This window comes from Pedobacter sp. Leaf216 (assembly GCF_001421515.1).
In the GTDB taxonomy this organism is placed as follows: Bacteria; Bacteroidota; Bacteroidia; order Sphingobacteriales; family Sphingobacteriaceae; genus Pedobacter.
The window spans coordinates 199,791-220,595 of sequence record NZ_LMKM01000003.1 but is presented as its reverse complement, the minus strand read 5'-3'; the positions used below and the strand labels follow the sequence as shown (position 1 = coordinate 220,595).

The window sequence follows — 20,805 nt, the reverse complement described above, 5'->3', positions numbered from 1 at the left end:
ATGAACACAGTGAAAATCTGTGGTAAAAAAACATAACTTTGCCCCATGATAAGTGAAATTGCCAACCGCATATTTAATCAGGTAATTACAGACTACCACAAGTTTGATGATATTGACCATCCTGTTGAAAACCCGTACGACGCCGAAAGTTTGGAGCATCTTTTTTATGTTAAAAACTGGATTGACACAGCGCAATGGCACATGGAAGATGTAGTGCGCAATCCTCAGATTGATCCTGTTGAAGGCTTAAGCTGGAAACGACGAATTGATGCACAAAACCAGGTACGCACTGATATGGTCGAATTTATTGATGGCTATTTCTTAAATCTTTATCAGGGAGTTTCACCCCTTCCAGATGCTAAAATCAATACCGAAAGTCCGGCATGGGCAATAGACAGGCTTTCAATCCTGGCATTAAAAATTTACCACATGCAGGAAGAAGCAGCGCGCGAAAGTGCTTCAGCAGATCACCGTGCACAATGCCAAACAAAATTGAATGTACTCTTATCGCAGCGTGATGATTTATCAACAAGTATAGATGAATTATTGGCCGATATTGAAGCAGGCAAAAAATACATGAAAGTGTATAAACAGATGAAAATGTACAACGACCCGAGTTTAAACCCGGTATTGTATAAAAAAGGTTAAAAAAAGAAGAAGACCAAGCTGAAAGCGGAAATCATGTCATCAACCCAAAAAATTATCGTTTTACGTTTTTCGGCAATGGGCGATGTAGCAATGGTTGCATCCGTTTTACGCGAGTTTACTGAGCAAAACCAATCTGCAGAAATCATCATGGTTAGCCGGCCTGCTTTTAAACCGTTTTTTGATGGGATCCCAAACCTGATCTTTCATGCGATACAACCTAAAACCAATCATAAAGGAATTGATGGCTTGTATAAACTTTCTCAGGAACTTCGCAGCTACAAGCCAACAGCAATTGCCGATTTACACGATAATTTAAGAAGCAGGGCGATATCTACTTTCTTTCGTTTAACAGGATTGAAAATTAAGCGGATAGATAAAGGAAGGGCAGAAAAAAAAGCACTAACCCTCGAACACAATAAGATTTTTAAACCCCTTCGCCAAACGGTAGAGCGTTATGCCGACGTTTTTCGTGCATTGGGATTTAACATAAAATTGAGTCATCAGATTACTAAATCACCCCTACCAATCCCGGCGAAGGCCGAAAACTTATATACCGGCAAAACCAGCAAAAAAATAGGGATCTCCCCTTTTGCGCAGCACATTTATAAGGTTTACGCTTTAGAAAAAATGGAAGTCGTAATTGCTTCATTAAGTAATTTGGGCTATGATCTATTTATTTTTGGTGGCGGAAAATCGGAACAGACTGTTGCCGAAAAATGGGCTGAAACATATGCCAACACCTATAATTTAATCGGTAATTACAACCTTAAAGAAGAACTGGCCATTATTTCGAACCTCGATCTGATGTTAAGCATGGATTCTTCAGGCATGCACATGGCATCTTTAATGGGCGTAACCGTTGTATCAGTTTGGGGCCCAACACATCCTTATGCCGGCTTTTTAGGGTACGGACAATCGGAAAGTGATTGTATTCAGATTGATCATCCATCAAGGCCAAATTCTATCTATGGAAACAAACCCTGCATGTGCGGTGTTGAAAACTGTATAGACTTAATTCAACCTGAAACAATTGTTAACAAAATCAAAGAGAAACTAAATGGCTAAGCAACTATTATTGGTCCGACATGGTAAATCGGATTGGGGAAATTTAGATTTAAAAGATTTCGATCGCCCACTAAATAAACGTGGCAAGGAGAATGCCCCAGAAATGGCAGAGCGGTTGGTTAAACGGGGTTTCAAACCAGATTTAATTCTAAGCAGTCCGGCAAAAAGAGCAAAATCTACCGCAAAATTCTTTGCCGAAGCCTATAATATTGATCAGATCCAATTCGAGGAATCTATTTACGAAGCCAATACCACTGCCTTACTGAAAGTAGTTAATGGCTTAAATGATGAAGCTGAAAAAGCAGTGATATTCGGTCACAACCCTGGTTTTACAGATTTTGCAAACGAATTGAGTGAGGCAGATATCTATAACATACCAACCGCAGGCATGGTATTAATCTCTTTTCCTTTTGATTCATGGCAAATGGTAAGCAAAGGTACAGGCGAACTGATCTTTTTTGATTATCCTAAAAATAGCGACGAGGTGTAATTGAGGTGAAGGAACTATTTTAATACTTCTAAGCTTACATGGAATAAATAATGAAAATTGCATTTGTAATGCAACGTCTTAGTTTAGCCCCAATAGCCCAATAGTCCTCGTTTGTAACGAGGATTGATGAGATTTGCATTTGTAATGCAAAATCTTAAGTTGATAGCGATAGAATCGTTTTGCTCTTTATAACTATTTTTTACCCGATAGTCCTCGTTTGTAACGAGGTTTGCATTTGTAATGCAAAATCTTAAGTTAATAGCGATAGAATCGCCTTTCTCTTTATCACTATTTTTTTTTCGCCACGGAAACACTGATTTACACGGAAACGGTTTCTCCTAAAAGCACAACCAGAAGCAAAATAAACCCGGTAGTAGCGGCAGCCTCCGATCCTTTTCATCGGGGCTATAGCGTATAACGGGACAATAAAGGCCAAGAACTTCTGCACCCTAGTTTCCAAAAAACTAAAGCATATATTTTGAATCCAATATTAACATCTCTAATCAAATAATTTTATTATCTTTGACTATATAAAACGAAATTCTGGCAATAGACATTTCGGTGAATTCATAACCTAATCTCCTCTGGTTATTTCATAATTCGTATCGCCAGAAAATTTATCCATTAATTTATCTGTACATGAATTTTGATTATAATACTACGCGTAGCCATTTAATTCTATCCGAATATGGCCGTAACGTACAAAATATGGTGAAGTATATCTGCGAATTGCCCACCATTGAAGAACGCAATAAATATGCCCAGGCGGTTATCGACCTGATGGGATTTTTGCAACCGCATTTGCGCGATGTTGCCGATTTTAAACATAAACTTTGGGATCACTTACACATTATTTCGGGCTATCAAATTGATGTAGACAGTCCTTACCCAAAACCTTTGATTGAAAATGCTTACATCAAACCAGAGCCTCTGGCCTATCCTCAACAAAGAATTACCTATAAACACTATGGTAAAACAGTTGAAAATCTGATCGAGAAAGCCATGCGGGAAGAAAATCCTGAATATAAAAAAGTAATGGTTCAGGGCATTGCAAACTTTATGAAGATGGCTTATGTTACCTGGAATAAAGATAACGTAAGTGATGATACCATTATTAAGGATTTAAAATACCTTTCAGGCGGATTATTATCTCTTGATGAAGGTGTAAATCTTGCCAAAGTTGAATTTAGGGCACCAAATCCACGTCAAAGTAACAACAACAATAATAACCGCGGCAGAAGCAACAACAATAACAACAACGGAAAAAACCGTCAAAATAATAATAACAATAATAACCGCAGGCCGAACAATAACAATAAACCTAAATATTAATAACCATCCATCATTTTGAACTTAATTCAGAATCTTTAAAATAGATGCTGAAATAAATTCAACATGACGAACGAGTTAGCAAAAAAAGCATATATGAACGCATTTGAAATAACAGGCGGAATTAAATTAAAAGGCGAAATTACCCCTCAGGGTGCCAAAAACGAAGCATTGCAGATTTTATCAGCTGTATTGCTGACAGAAAAGAAAGTAACCATCAGCAACATTCCAGATATTAAAGATGTTAATAAACTGATTGAACTGCTTGGCGATTTAGGCGTTGCAGTTGAACGCATCAATAAAGACACGTATACTTTTGAAGCTAAAAATATTGATTTAAACTTCTTTGAATCTGATACCTTTAAAGCTAAAGGTGGTGGTTTGCGTGGCTCGATAATGATTGTTGGTCCTTTATTGGCACGTTTCGGTAAAGCAGCAATCCCTAAACCAGGTGGCGACAAAATTGGGCGCAGAAGATTGGATACCCACTTTATCGGTTTCGAAAAATTGGGGGCTAAGTTTGTATATGATAGTAAAAAAGCATTCTTTAATGTTGATGCAACCAATTTACAAGGTGCTTATATTTTATTAGATGAAGCATCGGTTACGGGAACAGCTAATATTGTAATGGCGGCTGTTTTGGCCAAAGGCACTACCACTATTTACAATGCCGCCTGCGAACCATACTTGCAACAGCTTTGCAAAATGCTTAACCGCATGGGCGCAAAAATATCGGGCATTGGATCTAATTTATTAACCATAGAAGGTGTAGCTGTTTTAGGTGGAACCGAGCATAGAATGCTGCCAGATATGATCGAAATCGGTTCATTTATCGGGATGGCAGCAATGACAGAATCTGAAATCACCATCAAAAATGTGTGTTATGATGAACTTGGCGTTATACCAGAGGTTTTTAAGAAACTTGGAATTAAATTAGAACGCCGAGGCGACGATATTTATGTACCTTCTCAAAAGCATTACGAAATTGATACTTTTATAGATGGTTCGATTTTAACCATTGCCGATTCTCCATGGCCAGGTTTTACACCCGATTTATTGAGCATTGTACTTGTAGTGGCCACACAGGCGAAAGGAAACGTTTTAATCCACCAAAAAATGTTCGAGAGCCGTTTATTCTTTGTTGATAAATTAATCGATATGGGTGCTCAAATCATTTTGTGCGATCCACACCGTGCTACCGTTAATGGTATCGATAAGAAATATAAATTACGGGGAATCAGCATGACTTCTCCGGATATTAGAGCGGGAGTTTCGTTGTTAATTGCTGCTTTATCAGCTGAAGGCAAATCGACCATTTATAACATCGAACAGATTGAACGTGGCTATCAGGACATCGATACCCGCTTACGTGCCTTAGGTGCGCAGATTAAGCGTGTAAATGCTGATGCACCAAGCCATTAAGGTTAAAGGCGTAAAGGTGGAGGGTAGACGGTAAAACCCAAAGCAAAAACATCAATTATAAGAATGCCCGGGTAAAATTTTACTCAGGCATTCTTATTTTATAAATATCGTCATGCTGAATTTATTTCAGCAACTTATCCCTGAAATAAATTCAGGGTGACAACCAAGAGATTGCTTTATCGTTAGTCAGGATTTTTAACGAAAATCGTCATGCTGAATTTATTTCAGCATCTTATCTTGTCTTAAGACCCTGAAATAAATTCAGGGTGACGATCGGGTGATTGTTTTATCTTTAGTCAAGATTTTTTTGAAAAATTGTCATGCTGAATTTATTTCAGCATCTATAAATCATTTAAAACCCTGAAATAAATTCAGGGTGACGACCGGGAGGTTGACTTTATCGTTAGTCAGGTTTTTAACGAAAATCGTCATGCTGAATTTATTTCAGCATCTTTCATGCTACAAGATCCTGAAACAAGTTCAGGAAGACGATCGCTCGACTTAATCCACTTTCCATCTCACATCTCACATCTCACGTCTCACATCTCACGTCTTCTCTCTTACCCCGATATCGCATTAATAATATCATACTGGGTAATAATCTCAATCTTGCCGGTTTCATCTTCTACTAAAACAGCTGAATTTTCCTTGTTAATCAGAGACGAAATTTTGTCAATTGAAGTATTTAAATCAACAAAAGGGAAAGTGGCTGTCATAATTTCTGAAATTGGTGCAGATTTTAATCCTGGATTTTCCAACAATGCGCTTAAAATATCGCTTTCCGCAATTTTTCCCACAATCATTCCTTGTTGAGTAACCGGAATTTGAGAAATATTCATCGATTTAATCGTATTAATTGCTTCCAATACAGATTTTTGAGCATCTAAGGTTACAATCTCCGTACTTTCTTTCTTAGCAAGGATAGATTTAGCCGTTAATTTTTCATCTTGTAAAAATCCTCGCTCACGTAACCAATCTTCATTGTACATTTTTCCCATATAGCGACTTCCATGGTCATGAAAGATTACGACAACAACATCTTCAGGTTTTAGTTTATCTTTTAATTGAATCAAACCACCAATTGCTGCACCGGCAGAGTTACCTACAAAAATACCTTCTTTGCGGGCAATATCACGTGTCATTAAAGCAGCATCTTTATCGGTAACTTTTTCAAATAAGTCAATCACATCAAAATTAACGTTTGCCGGAAGAAAATCTTCTCCAATACCTTCTGTGATGTAAGGATAAATTTCATCCTTATCGAATATTCCAGTTTCTTTATATTTCTTGAAAACCGACCCATAAGTATCAATTCCCCAGATTTTGATATTAGGATTTTTTTCCTTTAAATATTTTCCCGTTCCGGAAATGGTTCCACCTGTACCCACACCAACAACCAAATGGGTTATTTTCCCTTCAGTTTGCGCCCAAATTTCAGGTCCGGTTTGCTCATAATGTGCTTGAGAATTAGCCAGATTATCGTATTGATTGGGTTTCCATGAATTTGGCACCTCACGCTCCAATCGCGAAGAAACCGAATAGTAAGAACGGGGATCTTCAGGCTCCACATTGGTTGGGCATACAATTACCTCTGCACCAAAGGCACGCAAGGCATCAACCTTTTCTTTTGATTGTTTATCAGTTGTGGTGAAAATACATTTGTAACCCTTTATAATGGCCGCCATAGCTAAACCCATCCCTGTATTTCCTGATGTTCCTTCGATAATTGTTCCTCCTGGCTTAAGCTTACCACTTTTTTCAGCATCTTCAATCATTTTAACCGCCATACGGTCTTTAATTGAGTTACCTGGATTGGTAGTCTCTATTTTTGCCAGAATTGTTCCGGGAACGCCTTTCGTTATCGTATTTAATTTAACTAAAGGCGTATTGCCAATAGTTTCTAAAATATTATTGTACCACATGATACAAAATTAAGCAAAGGCATTAAGTATTTTACAAACTAATATTTATTTGAAACATAATTTCGAAAATCAAAAATTTATAGAATTTAATTACATAATCTATAATAATGATAGGCATTATAGATTGATTATTGGGCGAATGGCAATTCCTTACGTTATGCAAGCTTATAAATTTTACCCGGCAAAGAAACAATTATGCCCTGCATTTCTAAAGTCAGGATCACGATTGCAAGCTTACTCTGCTGAATATTTAGTTGAATGCTAAGTTCATCAATTGAAAGCTGACCATTTTGCATAGCTTCAACAACTTTTTGTTCGTTTGGCGTTAAACTAAGTTGCAATGTAGTTTGGGCCACTCTTTTTTTCTCTTTCACTTCATCATCCCAACCCAAATAATAAATCAGATCATTGGCGTTATTTATTAAGCCTGCCCGATTTGTTTTAATCAGAAAATTACAACCTTCAGAAAAAACATCGTTTGTTCGTCCAGGAAAAGCATAAACATCTTTATTGTAAGAATTGGCTATTTCGGCTGTAATTAGTGCCCCACCTTTTATCGAAGCCTCTACTACAATGGTTGCGTCGGCAATTCCTGCAATGATCCGGTTTCTTTGTGGAAAATTCTGCCGGTCTGGGTTAGTTAATATCGGAAACTCAGTAAGCAAACCACCATTTAAAACCATTTTTTGTGAAATACTTTTATGAATTTTAGGGTATAAACGGTCAAGGCCATGCCCAAGTACGCCAACTGTTGGAATCTGATTTGCCAAACATTCTTTATGGGCAGTAATATCGATCCCGTAAGCAAGGCCACTTGTAATTACTACGTTGTAAGGAGCTAAAACTTCGCATAACTCTTTACACAGATTTTTGCCGTAAGTTGTTGCATTTCTTGTTCCAACGATACTCACAATGCGTTGATGATTCAAATCTGCAGTACCTTTGGCGTAAAGCAAGATGGGAGAATCGAAACAGTTTTTTAATCGTTTCGGATATTTTTCATCAGAGAAGAATAAAACATCTATGCCGTGTTTTTCAACAAAATCCAATTCCTGCCTAGCTCTTTCGAGGGCATTTGTTCCGTTAATTGCTGCTATTGTTTTCTCTCCAATACCTGGAATTTCCAGCAACTGCTTCTTTGATGCCGAAAATACATTTTCGGCACTTCCACAATATGCAAGAAGGTTTTTGGCCGTTACCGGTCCAATAGATTTAATAAATGTTAAGGCAATTTTATGGAGCGTGCTCATATTTTAATAAGGTTAAATAAATGCGGGATGATTTATTTCCTTAAAGCAAGCTTAAAAATCAATATCGATTAAACTTTTTAATGGAATGTGAATGTTATTTTTTAGTTGTATATATTTCTCCGTAACTGCCCAAACTGTAGTATCAACACGCTTAGGGCCAATTGTTGTGTTGAATGTAATTACGGCTTTGGATTTAAATTCGTTACCGAGGCGTTGGGCTTCTTCTAGTTTGGTTTTTAATTCACTGGAATGATCTTCTTTTGAATTGATAATATTTAAATAGCTTATATGTTCCTTTTCTACAATTTCTATTGGCATGGTATCTCTTTAACGATTAATGTTAAACAAGCTTATCAAAATTTTAGAAAATAAACAACAGTATTTATTCAATTTTTGTAATAATTATTAAAAAAAGGCCGATTTTGAAATACAAAACCGGCCTAAATAACTTATTTATTATTAATTACTTTAATTTCAGCTTTCTAGTTTCAACCATTCCCTTAAATTCATGGTTTAACTTTTCGTTTGCATTGTCTGTTGCAATTTTTGAGACTCCACTGGTGCTACTTAATGCATTATCTTTGGCTAAAGCCATAAAATTATTGTTTGATGAATAATATAAAGCCTGGGCCAACATTCTTTCTTCCGGGTCTCCAAAATCTCTGCTTAAATCATCCGTTACATCTTTATCAACTGTCATACCCGAAAAGTAATCACCTTGATCAAGTTGATTTTTGGTTTGGAACTGTGGGATGTACAGATCGTTTTTATCGATTCTTATAGAGAAAAATCCAACAGGCTTACCATATGTTGTTTTACCAATCAATTTAACATCCATTACAGGTTTTAAATTATTAATTAACAGCTCACTGGCAGAAGCTGTACCTCCGGTTACTATAAAATATACTCTTGTTAAGCCATTCAATGCACCACGTTTTTTAAAAAGTTCCTGATTTTCGGCTGCTATTGTTGGTTTATAAGAATAATCAAACAAAGAAAAAAGACGTGTATTGCCCTGGGTATCTTTACCGTAAAATTTCTGGTTTTGTAAAATCGTTGCTGCCCCATCCTGCATGGTTTTGGTCCAATAGGTAGTATACATTATTTTTCCATTTTGTGATGGCGGTGCGATCAGATTTGTAAAGGCTTCGGACGTAGCTACCGAACCACCACCGTTATACCTTAAATCGACAACAAGTTCGGTTACACCATCTGCAGTAAATTTTGCAAAAGCGGCATCCAAAGCAGGAACTGCATTGGTGGTAAAACTGTTAAATACGATATAACCTACCTTTTTTGCACCTATTGTATAAGTATTGGTGTATAAAATAGGATTAATATTGTAGTTGGCCCGGTTAATTACAATGTCCTGTGAACTTCCATCCATTTTTTTAACCGTGAGAGAAATAGAAGGATTATCTCCAAATATTGAAGCATTTAAGTTAGCAATATCGGTACTGCTTGATCTTGAAGTTCCACCTCCGTTAACTTTAGTAATCTGGTATCCTCTTTTTAAACCTTGAACATCTGCAGGAGAGCCCGGATAAACATATTTCACACGCAAAAGATCAGAGAGATCAAAATTGGCTGAAAAACCATAATCCTCACCTGCCCCGCCAAGTTGAGTTGCTACGCTACCATCATCAATAAAAGAATATTTATCCTTTCCTCCAGTGCTCGGTAATAATTTTATTGCCGATAAAACCGCATTATTTGATGCATACTGCCTTGGGTTGAAAGATGCATAACTAGGCATGCCAACATTCCAATAATAGGTTTGTTGGGCGTAGAGGTAAATTGAATCTTTGGTTAATTCTGCCCTTGTTCCGGAAGCACCCTGCTCCACTCCATTGGCATCGCCACCGTTATTGGATTTTTTACATGATGTTGTAAAACCAATAACTAAAAGTAAAGCACCTATGAAAGCATTTTGCGTAATGAATTTTCTAAGCATATTTATTTGTAAATTTCTAGTGACTCAATATACGGCAAATTAATTGATTTAGATTGTTGCTCATCAAAATTATTTGCACCAACAACTAACGCTTTATCGTATGATAAATTATTGTTGTTTAGTATGTTCTGAAAAATTTCTGCTTTAGGCTGATCTAATTCTTCAGCAAAGAAAACAGTAAGGTATTGTTCTAATCCATTCCACTCGGTTTGCTTGATTTTATTCAGCTGTTGTTCCGGATTTCCGGCTGTTACAATAAATATCTGCTTACGGTCTACCACAAGTTCCTGCATAAACTCAAGTATATTTTTGTAGAGCAATAGCTTTAATGGTAAGCGTGCATTTTGATGCAAAAGATCGAAATTATGTAGGTATTTATGATCAATCCCGAATTGCTTTGCCGTTTTTTCAAAAAGTTTGTCTGCTCCTGTATTTTCATACTCAGCCCGCATAAATTCAATTATAGGCTGCGCCCCTTTTTGTTCAGTATACTCTATAAACTGTGCAAAAAGGTAATATACCTGGAGCAAATAATCTTTTTCAGGAAAAAGCACATTGTCTAATTCAAAAATTACAATCTGCTTGTCTTTAACGTATTCGTATGCGTTCATTAAATTGTAAAAAGTTTTAGTTCATTGTTATTGTTGTAACCAAATACCCCATTAAAGGTTGAAGGTAATTTATTGGCCACCGAATTGCTTTCACTGGAGAAAATGCAGTCGCCATGAATGTAAACCGCAAAATTTTGATAGTTTACTTTTTCCTCAGTGATATAACCTGCAATTAAATCAGCATCAGGAAGCAAAACCTGAATACCATATTCGCTAAACAATACTGAAGATTTAGCCAAAGGTTCAACTTCATAATCATGCAGCGGGATAATACAATCTATTGCTTCTGTAATGCAAAAGTTAAGTAAAATATGTGCTATACTGTCTTTATTTAATAAACCGAGCGATGAAAAAGCATAGTTTTCTGTTATTATGCCTGGTACATCACCATAATCTGCCAGCAAAACAAAATGGCTCGGAAATGCTTTCATCAACTTTAAAGCTTTGGCATTATTTCCGCCTGTTATCAGTATTTTCAAGATTTAATGATTGAGTGAGTAAATGACTTAATTTTGAATGATTGAATGAGAAATTAATGAATGCCAGAAAACCTTTTAGAATCCTTTAATCCTATACAATTAGTCCATCTTTCATGCTCACCACCCTATCGCTTGTTTTAGCCAGGTGTTCATTGTGCGTAACAATAACAAACGTTTGGTGGAAATTATCACGCAAGGTTACAAACAACTGGTGTAAGCCGGCAGCATTTTCAGAATCGAGGTTACCAGAAGGTTCATCAGCCAAAATAATCGAAGGATTATTGATCAGTGCTCTTGCAATTGCCACACGCTGCTGTTCTCCACCTGATAGCTGATTGGGTTTGTGTTGAGCCCTATCTTTCAATCCAAATAAATCCAATAATTCGAGTGCCCTTGTTTCTGCCTGTTTTTTATTTGTTTTCGCAATAAATGCCGGGATGCAAATATTTTCAATCGCGCTAAATTCGGGCAAAAGATGGTGGAACTGGAATACGAAACCGATATTCTGATTGCGGAAAGCACTCAACAAATCGCCACTCAATTTATTGATTACCGTTCCTTTTAATTCTACAGTACCATCATCAGGTTTATCCAAAGTGCCTAAAATATGTAATAAAGTACTTTTACCAGCACCCGATGGACCTATTATACTTACAATCTCCCCTTTTTGCACTTCAAAATTTACACCTTTTAAGATTTGTAGATTTCCGTACGATTTTCTTATTCCCGTGGCTTTTAGCATGCTTCAAATTTAGTAAAATGGTTGGTTAGTTCAATGGATCGTTGGTCATTAGTTCATTGGTTAATTGGTTCATAGCTTATTTCGTTCACTGGGCAAAAGTTCAATAGAAAATAATGTATCAAAGATTGATTATCTAATTCCAATGTTTGAACTTCATCATCATAAGCCATCCAACCGTTAGCATCAACCAATTTAAATTTAAAAAGATTTGGAAATAACAAATTTCTATTTAACTTTGAAAAACAAAGCACTTTCAAAATGAGTAATCAAGAAGAACAATTAAATGCCTTAAAAGATATCAGACAAATGATGGATAGGTCGTCGAGATTTATCTCTTTGAGTGGCTTATCTGGTGTTTTTGCTGGGGTTATTGCACTAATTGGAGCTTATTTTGCCAACGATGAAATCAACAAATACATAAATAAGCGTGGTTACGGTTATGGTGTTGATGGAGAAATGGATCTTGAATTTAACCTGGTAAAACTTGGTATTTTTGTACTGATTATTGCTTTGGCCGGTGGGATTTTGTTTACTTACAGGAAAAGTCAAAAAAATAATCTTCCAATCTGGGATAAAACTTCAAAATCACTCCTGTTCAACCTCATGATACCTTTGGTGGCTGGTGGCCTGTTTATTATTGCGCTTTTGATCAATCACCCCAACACTTATAGTATTATTGCACCCAGCTGTTTGATTTTTTATGGGTTATCACTCATCAACGCCAGTAAATTTACCTATAGTGATATCCGCTACCTGGGTTTTTGTGAGGTTATCCTCGGATTAATCTGCATGTTTTTTGTAGGTTATGGCTTAATTTTCTGGGCTTTCGGTTTTGGTGTTTTGCACATTGTTTATGGTCTTTTAATGTATTTTAAATATGAGAGAGGTCAGTAAGGATGAAAAACCCGATAGCAGATTTAAATAAAATATTCGATAGCCGGATCAGGTTGGGCGTAATGTCTATGTTGGTGGTTAATAATGAAATTGGCTTCAACGACCTTAAACAGATGCTAGAGCTAACAGATGGTAACCTGGCCTCACACCTGAATACTTTGGAGCAGGCCGAATTTATTAAAGTGCATAAAGGTTTTATCGGTAGAAAAACAAGCACTACCTATTCTATTACAGCATTAGGCAAACAAGCCTTTAAAGCACATTTGGATGCACTTGAAAAAATGATCAAGAAACTATAATTTTTTTTTAACTATTTACTTTGAAACTCAAAGCACTTTTAAAAATGGAAAATAAGGAAATAAAACGGCCTTTACTTATTGAAACCGGCAAATGGATGGCCGTACTTTCTGCCGCAATTGGCACCATTATACTATTAGCATATTTTGCATTAAGGGTTAGCGAACTGGTGTTAGTTGGCTTCATCTACATATATTTTGCAGCCGCCATAAATGGACTATTCTTCCTTGTTCTCCTCCTTGAGTGTTTCAGACAACAAAATCATTGGAGAAAAATTGTAGCAACCATGATTATCATGCTGTTAAATATTCCCTTAGTCATATTCTATATACTCATTGTAAGTTATTTCAATTCTTAAACATGAAAAATAAATCCAACCTCTTGCTAATTTCTACCTTAATTGGCGGACTTCTCTTTAGCTACATTTTTTGGGATCAATGGTTAGCGTTAAACCAATTGATTTATAGTGTTTTTATTATTACAGTTACCATTTTTAATCAAGAGTTAATTAAAAGCACAAAGTTTAAAATGTATGCACTGGCACATTTACTTGCAGCCGTTTTGGTAGTGGTAAATAATTCTGCACTAACCGCTGTAAGCTATTATGTTAGTTTAATGCTGTTTATTGGCTATGCACACTACCCGGCCGTAAAAACCATTTATATTGCAGTTTTGGCAACTATTGTGCAAATGGTAACTGTTCCTGCAAGTTTAATTAAAAGACTGTCGGACGTTAATATTGGGAAATTTAATTTGAAGCCCGTTTTCAGGCCGATTAAATACATCATACTTCCAATAATTATTCTTATTGTATTTACAGCTATTTACAGCGGTGCAAACGAAGTTTTTGCACATTACATGGATCTGCTACTTACCAATATTTCTAATTTTTTCAATAATATCTTCGGGTTTATATTTAAGGATTTAAGCCTGCCCCGTTTCTTTCATTTCTGCCTGGGTATATTGGTAACTGCAGGTTTAATAATCACTTTTTATAATAAAAGTATCGAAAAACTGGAGGCCAGCTGTAATGAACAACTTTTACGGATAAGGCGAAGTCAGAAACCGAAAAGCATCTGGTATGAAGTTGCTCATACCTTTACAAGTCAAATTATTACCAAAAAGATGGCTTTAAAAACGGAGTATGTGATCGGTTTTATTTCATTTATTTCACTAAACGTACTCTTGCTCAGCGTTAATTTAATCGACATTTCTACACTATGGTTTGGCTATAAACCTGCCGGTAATTTCTCTTCCGACCTTCATGATGGTACCAATGCATTAATTTTTAGCATTATATTGGCTATGGCGGTGATTTTATATTTTTTCCGTGGCAACTTAAACTTCTACAGCAAAAGTAAAACACTTAAAACTTTGGCCATTACCTGGATGGTTCAAAATTTTATTCTTATTATTTCTGTTTTTATCCGCGATGGTTATTATATCGAATTTCATGGCTTAACCCACAAAAGAATTGGCGTACTGGTTTTTGCCATTCTTTGTATCATTGGTTTAGCAACAGTTTATTTAAAAGTAGCCAAACAGCGAACCTTATTTTATTTATTTAAAATAAATGGCCATATCTGGTTCGTTTTATTGCTGGTTTTTAGTCTTGTTAACTGGGATGTATTTATTGTAAAATATAATTTAGCCAAAAGTGCCCAGGTGGGTTTAGACGCCGATTATTTGCTTTCACTCTCAGATAAAACTTTGCCTATTTTAGATAAAAACCGCTCAAAATTACATTATGAACCTTCGAAAAGGCTTTATGAAAGAGAAATTGCAAAACCGGGAACTGCAGATTTTTATAAAAATAAACTAGACGAACGTATTGGTTATTTTAAAGAACGATATGAAAGCGTAGGCTGGTTATCGTGGAATTTACCAGATTGGAATGCTGCAGAATATTTTGGGTTGAATAAGTAATTATATTCAATATAAAGTTAACCTCTCAATCATTTAGCTCCCTGGTGCGAACTGCATCGGGGAACCTAAAGTATTTATTAAAATAATAATAAAATATAAAATCATGAAAAATCAAACATCACTTAGTACAAGTAAATTCAGAATTATTATCATTTTGAGTATAATCGTATTTTTACTAGCCATTCCACTTATTGCAATGCAGTTCACCAAGGAAGGAGTATGGACATTCTCCGATTTCTTAATTGCAGGAATTTTGTTGTTCAGCACCGGACTTGCTATTGAATTGGTAATCAGGAATCTAAAAACAGGCACTTTAAGAACTATAGTACTTGTTGTAATTTTATTAGCCTTATTCCTTGTGTGGGCAGAATTGGCTGTTGGTATCTTCGGAACACCTTTTGCCGGGAGTTAACCTGTTTTTAGGATAGGTCCTAATGTACTGCGTGATACGACCTGGCATCCGCAACTTAAAAATAATAAATACTTATCGGCTATATTTCAGCCTAATCAAAATTAACGACAATGAAAAAAGCAATCTCAATTACAGTATTATGTTTTACCTTACTGGCATCATCTTGTACAGAGGAAGCCAAAAGCATATCAACAGATGAAAAAAGTAACATCGAAACTAAAAGTCAGCCAAAAATTCAATATGATTCCCCAATCATTATTGGTAAAACAGATATTATAATATATCCATTAAGGCTTAATGGTGGGGATTATGAAAGTTATAAAAGAGACGTAAATTCCAACTACTGGAACCTCATCTTTCACAATGTTATTTCCGGTAAAAGTGAATTATTGACTAAAGAAAAAGTTATTATCAATTCCTTTGATATTGGTCATGCAAAAAATAATCAAAATACTTTATCCGACCAGTTTATCTACTATACCATCACCGATTTGGATTATGATGGCAATAAAAAGCTAACAGACAAAGATCCTAATAAACTTTACCTCTCTACTTTGGACGGAAAATCATTTATCCGGATTTCTCCAAATAATTACGATCTGTATAGTTGGAAAATAGATGACAAACATGATTTAATATTAATGGATCTGATAAAGGACACCAATAAGGACAAGGAGTTTAATGAAAAGGATGAAATTGAATATTTTACATACAACTTAAAAACGGGTGTGCTTAAAAGTGTTTTTGATCAGAATTTTAAAGAAGAAATTGAAAATTTAGCAAAAAGAGTGTTATAAGGCTTTTAGGCGTGATGCTTTTATTAAGGTTAAACTACATTTATTAATTTATGCACCACACCGCTTTTAACGATTAACATAAAACGTTCATTTTCTGAAAAAATCGGCAATTGCTATTTGTTTAAAGGGTTTGAAATTGTAGCTTTGGGCAAATTTTGTAGCAAATGAATATTCACGAATACCAGGGTAAACAAATATTAAAAAGTTTCGGTGTTAACGTTCAAGAAGGAATAGTTGCCGATACTCCCGAGCAAGCTGTTGAGGCTGCTAAGCAACTGAAAATAGATTACAATTCTGATTGGGTTGTTATTAAGGCGCAAATCCACGCTGGTGGTCGCGGTAAAGGTGGTGGTGTTAAATTAGCCAAAAACCTTGAAGAAGTTAAACAACGTGCAACCGATATTATCGGCATGCAATTGGTTACTCCTCAAACCGGACCGGAAGGTAAATTGGTGAGTAAAATTTTAGTTGCTCAGGATGTTTATTATCCAGGTGCTTCTGAAACCAAAGAATTCTACATTTCAGTATTGTTAGACCGTGCAAAGGGCCGTAACATTATTATGTACAGTACCGAAGGTGGTATGGATATCGAAGAAGTTGCTGAGCACACTCCACACTTAATTTTCAAAGAAGAAATTGATCCTAAAGTTGGCTTACAAGGTTTCCAGGCTCGTAAAGTAGCTTTTAACTTAGGTGTTAGCGGAGCTGCACATAAAGAAATGGTTAAATTTGTAACTGCTTTATACAAAGCATACGAAGCTACCGATTCTTCAATGTTCGAAATTAACCCGGTATTAAAAACTTCTGATGATAAAGTAATTGCTGTTGATGCTAAAGTGAATTTAGATGAAAACGCATTATTCCGTCATGCTGATTATGCAGCAATGCGTGATGTAACGGAAGAAGATCCAATGGAAGTTGAAGCAAGTGCTTCTAACCTTAACTTTGTTAACCTTGATGGTAACGTTGGTTGTATGGTTAACGGTGCTGGTTTAGCAATGGCTACCATGGATATTATTAAATTGGCTGGTGGTGAGCCTGCTAACTTTTTAGACGTAGGCGGAACTGCAAACGCTCAAACTGTTAAAGCGGCTTTCAATATCATTTTAAAAGACCCTAACGTTAAAGCAATCTTAATTAACATTTTCGGTGGTATTGTTCGTTGCGACCGCGTTGCGCAAGGTGTAATTGATGCATATAAAGAAATCGGTAATATACCAGTGCCAATTATTTGCCGTTTACAAGGTACAAATGCTGAAGAAGCTAAAAAACTAATCGATGAATCTGGCTTACAGGTTTACTCAGCAATCGCTTTAAAAGAAGCTGCTGATTTAGTAACCAAAGTATTGGCTGAACAAGCATAAACTTAGGCTCAAAGTTGAAAAACTAAAGCTCAAAGCAATCACATTTTAAAACCTTTCGGTGAAAACTGGAAGGTTTTTTTTATTCCCATTTTTTTAGAGGGGAGGGTGTCCGCAAGCCGGGGGTATTTTTTAACCTAATCATTACCCAAAACCTGATAGGTTAAAATTTAATAGCCATTTCACTAAAACGTACTAATGTGTATAAGGTAGTCAATATTATTTTGAAAATTAGTGGTTCTGTTATTATGGCGGCCTCCTCTCCTGCTATCTCTTCAAGTCCTCACCCGATGAAAAATCGGGTTGCGGGCTTTTCGTTCTATCAGGTTTATTTAACATGGGTTCGTGGTTCCTCTGAACCCGATCAAACCTCGCAGGTTTTTGAAACCTGCGAGGTTTACTCTGCACGAAATTCTAAAATATCACCTGGCTGACAATCCAACACTTTGCAGATAGCCTCTAATGTTTCCAACCGGATGGCTTTCGCCTTCCCTGTTTTCAATATTGATAAATTAGACATGGTGATGCCTACCCGATCACTTAATTCGGTAAGCGACATTTTACGACGGGCAAGCATTACATCTAAATTTATAATTATGGGCATGAGTTTATATCGTTAAATCATTTTCTTGTTTCAACTTTCTTGAATACGAGAGCAGCTCATAAACTACAGTCAGTACCGCTACAATTGACATTACATTCAAATTAACATCTCCAATGTTTGAATAATAATATTTGAATGCATGATGTGTTAAATCATCAACACAATTATCAACAAGAAACTTTGTTAAAAACTTTAAAGCGAAAAACAAAACAGATCCTGCGCCAACAAACTGCCATAACCTATTTTCAGTTAAGTTTTCGAGCCATTTTGGTTTTAGGTAGGCGAGCATAGTAATAATCGACCCTAATATCAGGTAAAACACTGCATTGGAGCCATTATCAACAATTCCATCGTTAGACAAAAGTATAGACTGCAATAATGTTGGTTTAAATTCATATGAACCAATGTGACTATTGGTAAACATTGCTCCATCAATCACCTGTACATCTTTTGGTACATTTTTCTTTACTAAGTGAACTGATATCAATCCTTTATTGTAATCAACGATTGCTGAAATTAAATGGTTGGAAATAAATATTATTGAAATAATTATTAAGCTCAAACCTGCAAATCTAAAAACTTTTAAAATGTTGTTCATCATTATATAGTTAAATCGTTTTCTAGTTTTAGCACCTCATTTCTTTTGAGAATAGCAGAAGCATAAAAAATTAACAGGGTGATTATGATAAAACTCATATTAGGAATAAAAACCATCGGCCACACCCGTGTGTAGGCATAAATAATATACTCAATAATTTCTTTAGGCCAGGCAAACAGGTTGTTTTTAGCTGTTAAGCTAATTAAAATCAATGTAAAGCAAAGCGGAACATACATTAAAATGTTGAGCCATTTAAGTAGGTTGTCTTTCAGATCGTGTTTTAAAGAAGCTTTTAAATACCATTCTAAAAACACAAAAAATAGTGCATAAAAAAATGTAGATGTTAAACTATACCAGTATTTTGGTCCATTGTTTCTGTCTGCGTCAAAACAGACTAAAAAATAAAATACGGTTATCATGCCGAGTAATCTGACAAAAATTCTTAGGCTTAAAATCTTCCAATAACTGGCAGATGAATTTTTAAGCTTAAAGATGAGAAATTTAAGAAACGTCATATTTATTTAATTATTTGCACCACAAACATAAAAATTTATTTATTACAAATCAAAATATATTTATTGATTTACAATAAATATTAATTGAATAACAGCTACTACACAACAACATACCTCAAATGTGTCAAAAACTTTCTTGGAATGATTTTTGTTATAAGTAAAAGTGTAAAAAACATGTGCAAACGGTAACATTTTCAGCATTTTATCCTTTCGGATTGCCATACAATTTCGTAACTTTGCACACTTCAATAATTAAAGAGCACACAAAACGTATAAATGAGACAACTCAAGATAACGCAATCCATTACCAACCGTGAAAGTCAGTCGTTAGATAAATACCTACACGAAATTGGTAAAGTAGATTTAATAACAGCAGAAGAGGAAGTAATTTTAGCAAGGAAGATCCGTGAAGGCGATCAGGCTGCATTAGAGCGGTTAACAAAAACCAACCTACGTTTCGTTGTATCTGTTGCAAAACAATATCAAAACCAAGGTTTAACCTTAGGAGATTTAATTAACGAAGGTAATTTAGGCTTAATTAAAGCAGCAAAACGTTTTGATGAGACTAAGGGTTTCAAATTCATTTCTTATGCTGTTTGGTGGATCCGTCAATCTATTTTGCAAGCAATTGCAGAACAAAGCCGTATTGTACGTTTGCCTTTAAACCAGGTAGGTTCATTAAGCAAAATCAGTAAGGCTTTCTCTAAATTAGAACAGGAATACGAACGTGAGCCTTCTCCAGAAGAACTTGCAGATATTTTAGAAACTACGGTAGATAAAATCTCTGATACTTTGAGTAATTCTGGTCGACATGTATCGATGGATGCGCCTTTCGTTCAAGGTGAAGAAAATACATTATTGGATGTATTGGAAAACCACGAACCAAATACTGATAGCTCGTTGATTAATGAGTCATTATCAGAAGAAATTAAACGTTCTTTATCTACTTTAACTGAAAGGGAAAGAGAAATCATTGTTTTATTCTTTGGTTTAGGCTCTAACCACCCACTTTCATTAGAAGAAATTGGCGAGAAATTTAACTTAACCCGCGAACGTGTTCGTCAGATTAAAGATAAAGCGTTACAACGCTTACGTCATACATCAAGAAGCAAAATTTTAAAATCGTATTTAGGATAAGTAATTATCATCATACAAATAATTGAAAGATCGGCAAATGCCGGTCTTTTTTTGTTTTGAAGATTCTCAAACAAATTTAGGTAGTAGATTGGCGAACTTGACATTCCCTAAGGAAGACGATCGCCCCAGCGATACTTCCTGCTGAATTTATTTCAGCATCTATTGAAACACAAGTTAAAGATCCTGAAACGAGTTCAGGAGGACGATTGTTTTATAAACTCAGGAATACCATTGCCCCACCCCATGCGTCTTGCTGAATTTATTTCAGCATCCTTTGAAACACAGTTAAAGATCCTGAAACGAGTTCAGGAGGACGATTGCTCTATAAACGCAGGAATACCATTGCCCCACC

General features: G+C 35.7%; 23 protein-coding genes. 12 read left to right on the top strand and 11 right to left on the bottom strand.

The genetic code is table 11. The annotated features are described in order from the left end of the window. Positions 1-45: 45 nt before the first annotated feature. The 5 genes from ASE74_RS02760 to murA all read left to right on the top strand — a co-directional run bounded on the left by ASE74_RS02760 (position 46) and on the right by murA (position 4,954). Complete coding sequence (locus ASE74_RS02760) at positions 46-648, top strand: DUF4254 domain-containing protein (RefSeq protein ID WP_055903794.1); 603 nt, start codon at positions 46-48, stop codon at positions 646-648. Between the two features lie 33 nt (positions 649-681). Next, positions 682-1,713 (top strand): glycosyltransferase family 9 protein, encoded by a 1,032-nt coding sequence (locus tag ASE74_RS02755; protein WP_055903791.1) that lies wholly within the window; start codon positions 682-684, stop codon positions 1,711-1,713. After that, the gene (locus tag ASE74_RS02750) at positions 1,706-2,203 is read left to right on the top strand and encodes a histidine phosphatase family protein (RefSeq protein WP_055903788.1); all 498 of its coding nucleotides are present in this window, start codon (positions 1,706-1,708) and stop codon (positions 2,201-2,203) included. The genes ASE74_RS02755 and ASE74_RS02750 overlap by 8 nt, the downstream gene beginning before the upstream one ends. A gap of 639 nt (positions 2,204-2,842) precedes the next feature. Then, positions 2,843-3,535, top strand: coding sequence for a DUF4290 domain-containing protein (locus tag ASE74_RS02745; RefSeq protein ID WP_055903785.1), 693 nt, complete (start codon positions 2,843-2,845; stop codon positions 3,533-3,535). A gap of 93 nt (positions 3,536-3,628) precedes the next feature. Beyond that, positions 3,629-4,954, top strand: a complete 1,326-nt coding sequence (murA, locus tag ASE74_RS02740; protein WP_055903996.1) for a UDP-N-acetylglucosamine 1-carboxyvinyltransferase — start codon at positions 3,629-3,631, stop codon at positions 4,952-4,954. Positions 4,955-5,514: 560 nt separating this feature from the next. Here the strand turns inward: murA and ASE74_RS02735 are convergent. The 7 genes from ASE74_RS02735 to ASE74_RS02705 form a co-directional block, all read right to left on the bottom strand. Continuing rightward, on the bottom strand, positions 5,515-6,876 hold the full coding sequence (locus ASE74_RS02735) for a pyridoxal-phosphate dependent enzyme (protein ID WP_055903782.1): 1,362 nt from the start codon (positions 6,874-6,876) through the stop codon (positions 5,515-5,517). Positions 6,877-7,031: 155 nt separating this feature from the next. Further along, positions 7,032-8,126, bottom strand: coding sequence for a DNA-processing protein DprA (gene dprA, locus ASE74_RS02730; protein WP_055903779.1), 1,095 nt, complete (start codon positions 8,124-8,126; stop codon positions 7,032-7,034). 51 nt (positions 8,127-8,177) lie between these two features. Then, positions 8,178-8,444: a hypothetical protein gene (locus ASE74_RS02725; RefSeq protein WP_055903776.1), complete on the bottom strand. Its 267-nt coding sequence runs from the start codon at positions 8,442-8,444 to the stop codon at positions 8,178-8,180. A 145-nt stretch (positions 8,445-8,589) separates the two neighbouring features. Continuing rightward, positions 8,590-10,080, bottom strand: a complete 1,491-nt coding sequence (locus ASE74_RS02720; protein WP_055903772.1) for a S41 family peptidase — start codon at positions 10,078-10,080, stop codon at positions 8,590-8,592. Positions 10,081-10,082: 2 nt separating this feature from the next. Then, positions 10,083-10,691 (bottom strand): HAD family hydrolase, encoded by a 609-nt coding sequence (locus ASE74_RS02715; RefSeq protein ID WP_055903769.1) that lies wholly within the window; start codon positions 10,689-10,691, stop codon positions 10,083-10,085. Continuing rightward, the gene (locus ASE74_RS02710; RefSeq protein ID WP_055903767.1) at positions 10,691-11,170 is read right to left on the bottom strand and encodes a hypothetical protein; all 480 of its coding nucleotides are present in this window, start codon (positions 11,168-11,170) and stop codon (positions 10,691-10,693) included. The genes ASE74_RS02715 and ASE74_RS02710 overlap by 1 nt, the downstream gene beginning before the upstream one ends. Positions 11,171-11,261: 91 nt before the next feature. Then, positions 11,262-11,912 carry an ABC transporter ATP-binding protein gene (locus tag ASE74_RS02705; RefSeq protein ID WP_055903763.1) on the bottom strand — a complete coding sequence of 217 codons (651 nt, stop codon included), beginning with the start codon at positions 11,910-11,912 and terminating at the stop codon, positions 11,262-11,264. A 258-nt stretch (positions 11,913-12,170) separates the two neighbouring features. On the opposite strand from ASE74_RS02705, the gene ASE74_RS02695 reads away from it, so the two are divergent. Next, positions 12,171-12,806 carry a hypothetical protein gene (locus tag ASE74_RS02695; protein WP_055903757.1) on the top strand — a complete coding sequence of 212 codons (636 nt, stop codon included), beginning with the start codon at positions 12,171-12,173 and terminating at the stop codon, positions 12,804-12,806. Between the two features lie 2 nt (positions 12,807-12,808). Further along, positions 12,809-13,105, top strand: a complete 297-nt coding sequence (locus ASE74_RS02690; RefSeq protein ID WP_025142943.1) for a transcriptional regulator — start codon at positions 12,809-12,811, stop codon at positions 13,103-13,105. A 7-nt stretch (positions 13,106-13,112) separates the two neighbouring features. Here ASE74_RS02690 and ASE74_RS24650 read toward each other — a convergent pair whose 3' ends face one another. Beyond that, positions 13,113-13,289, bottom strand: coding sequence for a hypothetical protein (locus ASE74_RS24650; RefSeq protein ID WP_157255327.1), 177 nt, complete (start codon positions 13,287-13,289; stop codon positions 13,113-13,115). A 174-nt stretch (positions 13,290-13,463) separates the two neighbouring features. Here ASE74_RS24650 and ASE74_RS02680 point away from each other — a divergent pair, with 174 nt between their 5' ends. From ASE74_RS02680 to sucC, 4 genes are all read left to right on the top strand, one after another. Then, a complete protein-coding gene (locus ASE74_RS02680; protein ID WP_055903750.1) occupies positions 13,464-15,029 on the top strand; it encodes a DUF4173 domain-containing protein in 1,566 nt (521 codons plus the stop codon). A gap of 103 nt (positions 15,030-15,132) precedes the next feature. Then, complete coding sequence (locus ASE74_RS02675; RefSeq protein WP_055903747.1) at positions 15,133-15,441, top strand: hypothetical protein; 309 nt, start codon at positions 15,133-15,135, stop codon at positions 15,439-15,441. 110 nt (positions 15,442-15,551) lie between these two features. Continuing rightward, positions 15,552-16,238, top strand: coding sequence for a hypothetical protein (locus ASE74_RS02670; RefSeq protein WP_055903744.1), 687 nt, complete (start codon positions 15,552-15,554; stop codon positions 16,236-16,238). 164 nt (positions 16,239-16,402) lie between these two features. Beyond that, the gene (gene sucC, locus ASE74_RS02665; protein WP_055903741.1) at positions 16,403-17,602 is read left to right on the top strand and encodes an ADP-forming succinate--CoA ligase subunit beta; all 1,200 of its coding nucleotides are present in this window, start codon (positions 16,403-16,405) and stop codon (positions 17,600-17,602) included. 394 nt (positions 17,603-17,996) lie between these two features. Here sucC and ASE74_RS24290 read toward each other — a convergent pair whose 3' ends face one another. Genes ASE74_RS24290 through ASE74_RS02650 form a run of 3 tightly spaced genes read right to left on the bottom strand, consistent with a single transcriptional unit; the run spans position 17,997 to position 19,316 of the window. After that, positions 17,997-18,203 carry a helix-turn-helix transcriptional regulator gene (locus tag ASE74_RS24290; protein ID WP_082458621.1) on the bottom strand — a complete coding sequence of 69 codons (207 nt, stop codon included), beginning with the start codon at positions 18,201-18,203 and terminating at the stop codon, positions 17,997-17,999. 4 nt (positions 18,204-18,207) lie between these two features. Next, entirely contained in the window at positions 18,208-18,801 is a 594-nt protein-coding gene (locus tag ASE74_RS02655; RefSeq protein WP_055903735.1) for a hypothetical protein, read from the bottom strand. 2 nt (positions 18,802-18,803) lie between these two features. Next, positions 18,804-19,316 carry a hypothetical protein gene (locus tag ASE74_RS02650; protein ID WP_055903732.1) on the bottom strand — a complete coding sequence of 171 codons (513 nt, stop codon included), beginning with the start codon at positions 19,314-19,316 and terminating at the stop codon, positions 18,804-18,806. A gap of 276 nt (positions 19,317-19,592) precedes the next feature. Here ASE74_RS02650 and ASE74_RS02645 point away from each other — a divergent pair, with 276 nt between their 5' ends. Further along, positions 19,593-20,453 carry an RNA polymerase sigma factor RpoD/SigA gene (locus tag ASE74_RS02645; protein ID WP_010601359.1) on the top strand — a complete coding sequence of 287 codons (861 nt, stop codon included), beginning with the start codon at positions 19,593-19,595 and terminating at the stop codon, positions 20,451-20,453. The last annotated feature ends 352 nt before the right edge of the window (positions 20,454-20,805 follow it).

Coding starts and splice junctions, on each gene's coding strand:
- ASE74_RS02760 (WP_055903794.1), top strand. CDS start 46: ATGATAAGTGAAATTGCCAACCGCATATTTAATCAGGTAATTACAGAC.
- ASE74_RS02755 (WP_055903791.1), top strand. CDS start 682: ATGTCATCAACCCAAAAAATTATCGTTTTACGTTTTTCGGCAATGGGC.
- ASE74_RS02750 (WP_055903788.1), top strand. CDS start 1,706: ATGGCTAAGCAACTATTATTGGTCCGACATGGTAAATCGGATTGGGGA.
- ASE74_RS02745 (WP_055903785.1), top strand. CDS start 2,843: ATGAATTTTGATTATAATACTACGCGTAGCCATTTAATTCTATCCGAA.
- murA (WP_055903996.1), top strand. CDS start 3,629: ATGAACGCATTTGAAATAACAGGCGGAATTAAATTAAAAGGCGAAATT.
- ASE74_RS02735 (WP_055903782.1), bottom strand. CDS start 6,876: ATGTGGTACAATAATATTTTAGAAACTATTGGCAATACGCCTTTAGTT.
- dprA (WP_055903779.1), bottom strand. CDS start 8,126: ATGAGCACGCTCCATAAAATTGCCTTAACATTTATTAAATCTATTGGA.
- ASE74_RS02725 (WP_055903776.1), bottom strand. CDS start 8,444: ATGCCAATAGAAATTGTAGAAAAGGAACATATAAGCTATTTAAATATT.
- ASE74_RS02720 (WP_055903772.1), bottom strand. CDS start 10,080: ATGCTTAGAAAATTCATTACGCAAAATGCTTTCATAGGTGCTTTACTT.
- ASE74_RS02715 (WP_055903769.1), bottom strand. CDS start 10,691: ATGAACGCATACGAATACGTTAAAGACAAGCAGATTGTAATTTTTGAA.
- ASE74_RS02705 (WP_055903763.1), bottom strand. CDS start 11,912: ATGCTAAAAGCCACGGGAATAAGAAAATCGTACGGAAATCTACAAATC.
- ASE74_RS02695 (WP_055903757.1), top strand. CDS start 12,171: ATGAGTAATCAAGAAGAACAATTAAATGCCTTAAAAGATATCAGACAA.
- ASE74_RS02690 (WP_025142943.1), top strand. CDS start 12,809: ATGAAAAACCCGATAGCAGATTTAAATAAAATATTCGATAGCCGGATC.
- ASE74_RS24650 (WP_157255327.1), bottom strand. CDS start 13,289: ATGAAGCCAACTAACACCAGTTCGCTAACCCTTAATGCAAAATATGCT.
- ASE74_RS02680 (WP_055903750.1), top strand. CDS start 13,464: ATGAAAAATAAATCCAACCTCTTGCTAATTTCTACCTTAATTGGCGGA.
- ASE74_RS02675 (WP_055903747.1), top strand. CDS start 15,133: ATGAAAAATCAAACATCACTTAGTACAAGTAAATTCAGAATTATTATC.
- ASE74_RS02670 (WP_055903744.1), top strand. CDS start 15,552: ATGAAAAAAGCAATCTCAATTACAGTATTATGTTTTACCTTACTGGCA.
- sucC (WP_055903741.1), top strand. CDS start 16,403: ATGAATATTCACGAATACCAGGGTAAACAAATATTAAAAAGTTTCGGT.
- ASE74_RS24290 (WP_082458621.1), bottom strand. CDS start 18,203: ATGCCCATAATTATAAATTTAGATGTAATGCTTGCCCGTCGTAAAATG.
- ASE74_RS02655 (WP_055903735.1), bottom strand. CDS start 18,801: ATGAACAACATTTTAAAAGTTTTTAGATTTGCAGGTTTGAGCTTAATA.
- ASE74_RS02650 (WP_055903732.1), bottom strand. CDS start 19,316: ATGACGTTTCTTAAATTTCTCATCTTTAAGCTTAAAAATTCATCTGCC.
- ASE74_RS02645 (WP_010601359.1), top strand. CDS start 19,593: ATGAGACAACTCAAGATAACGCAATCCATTACCAACCGTGAAAGTCAG.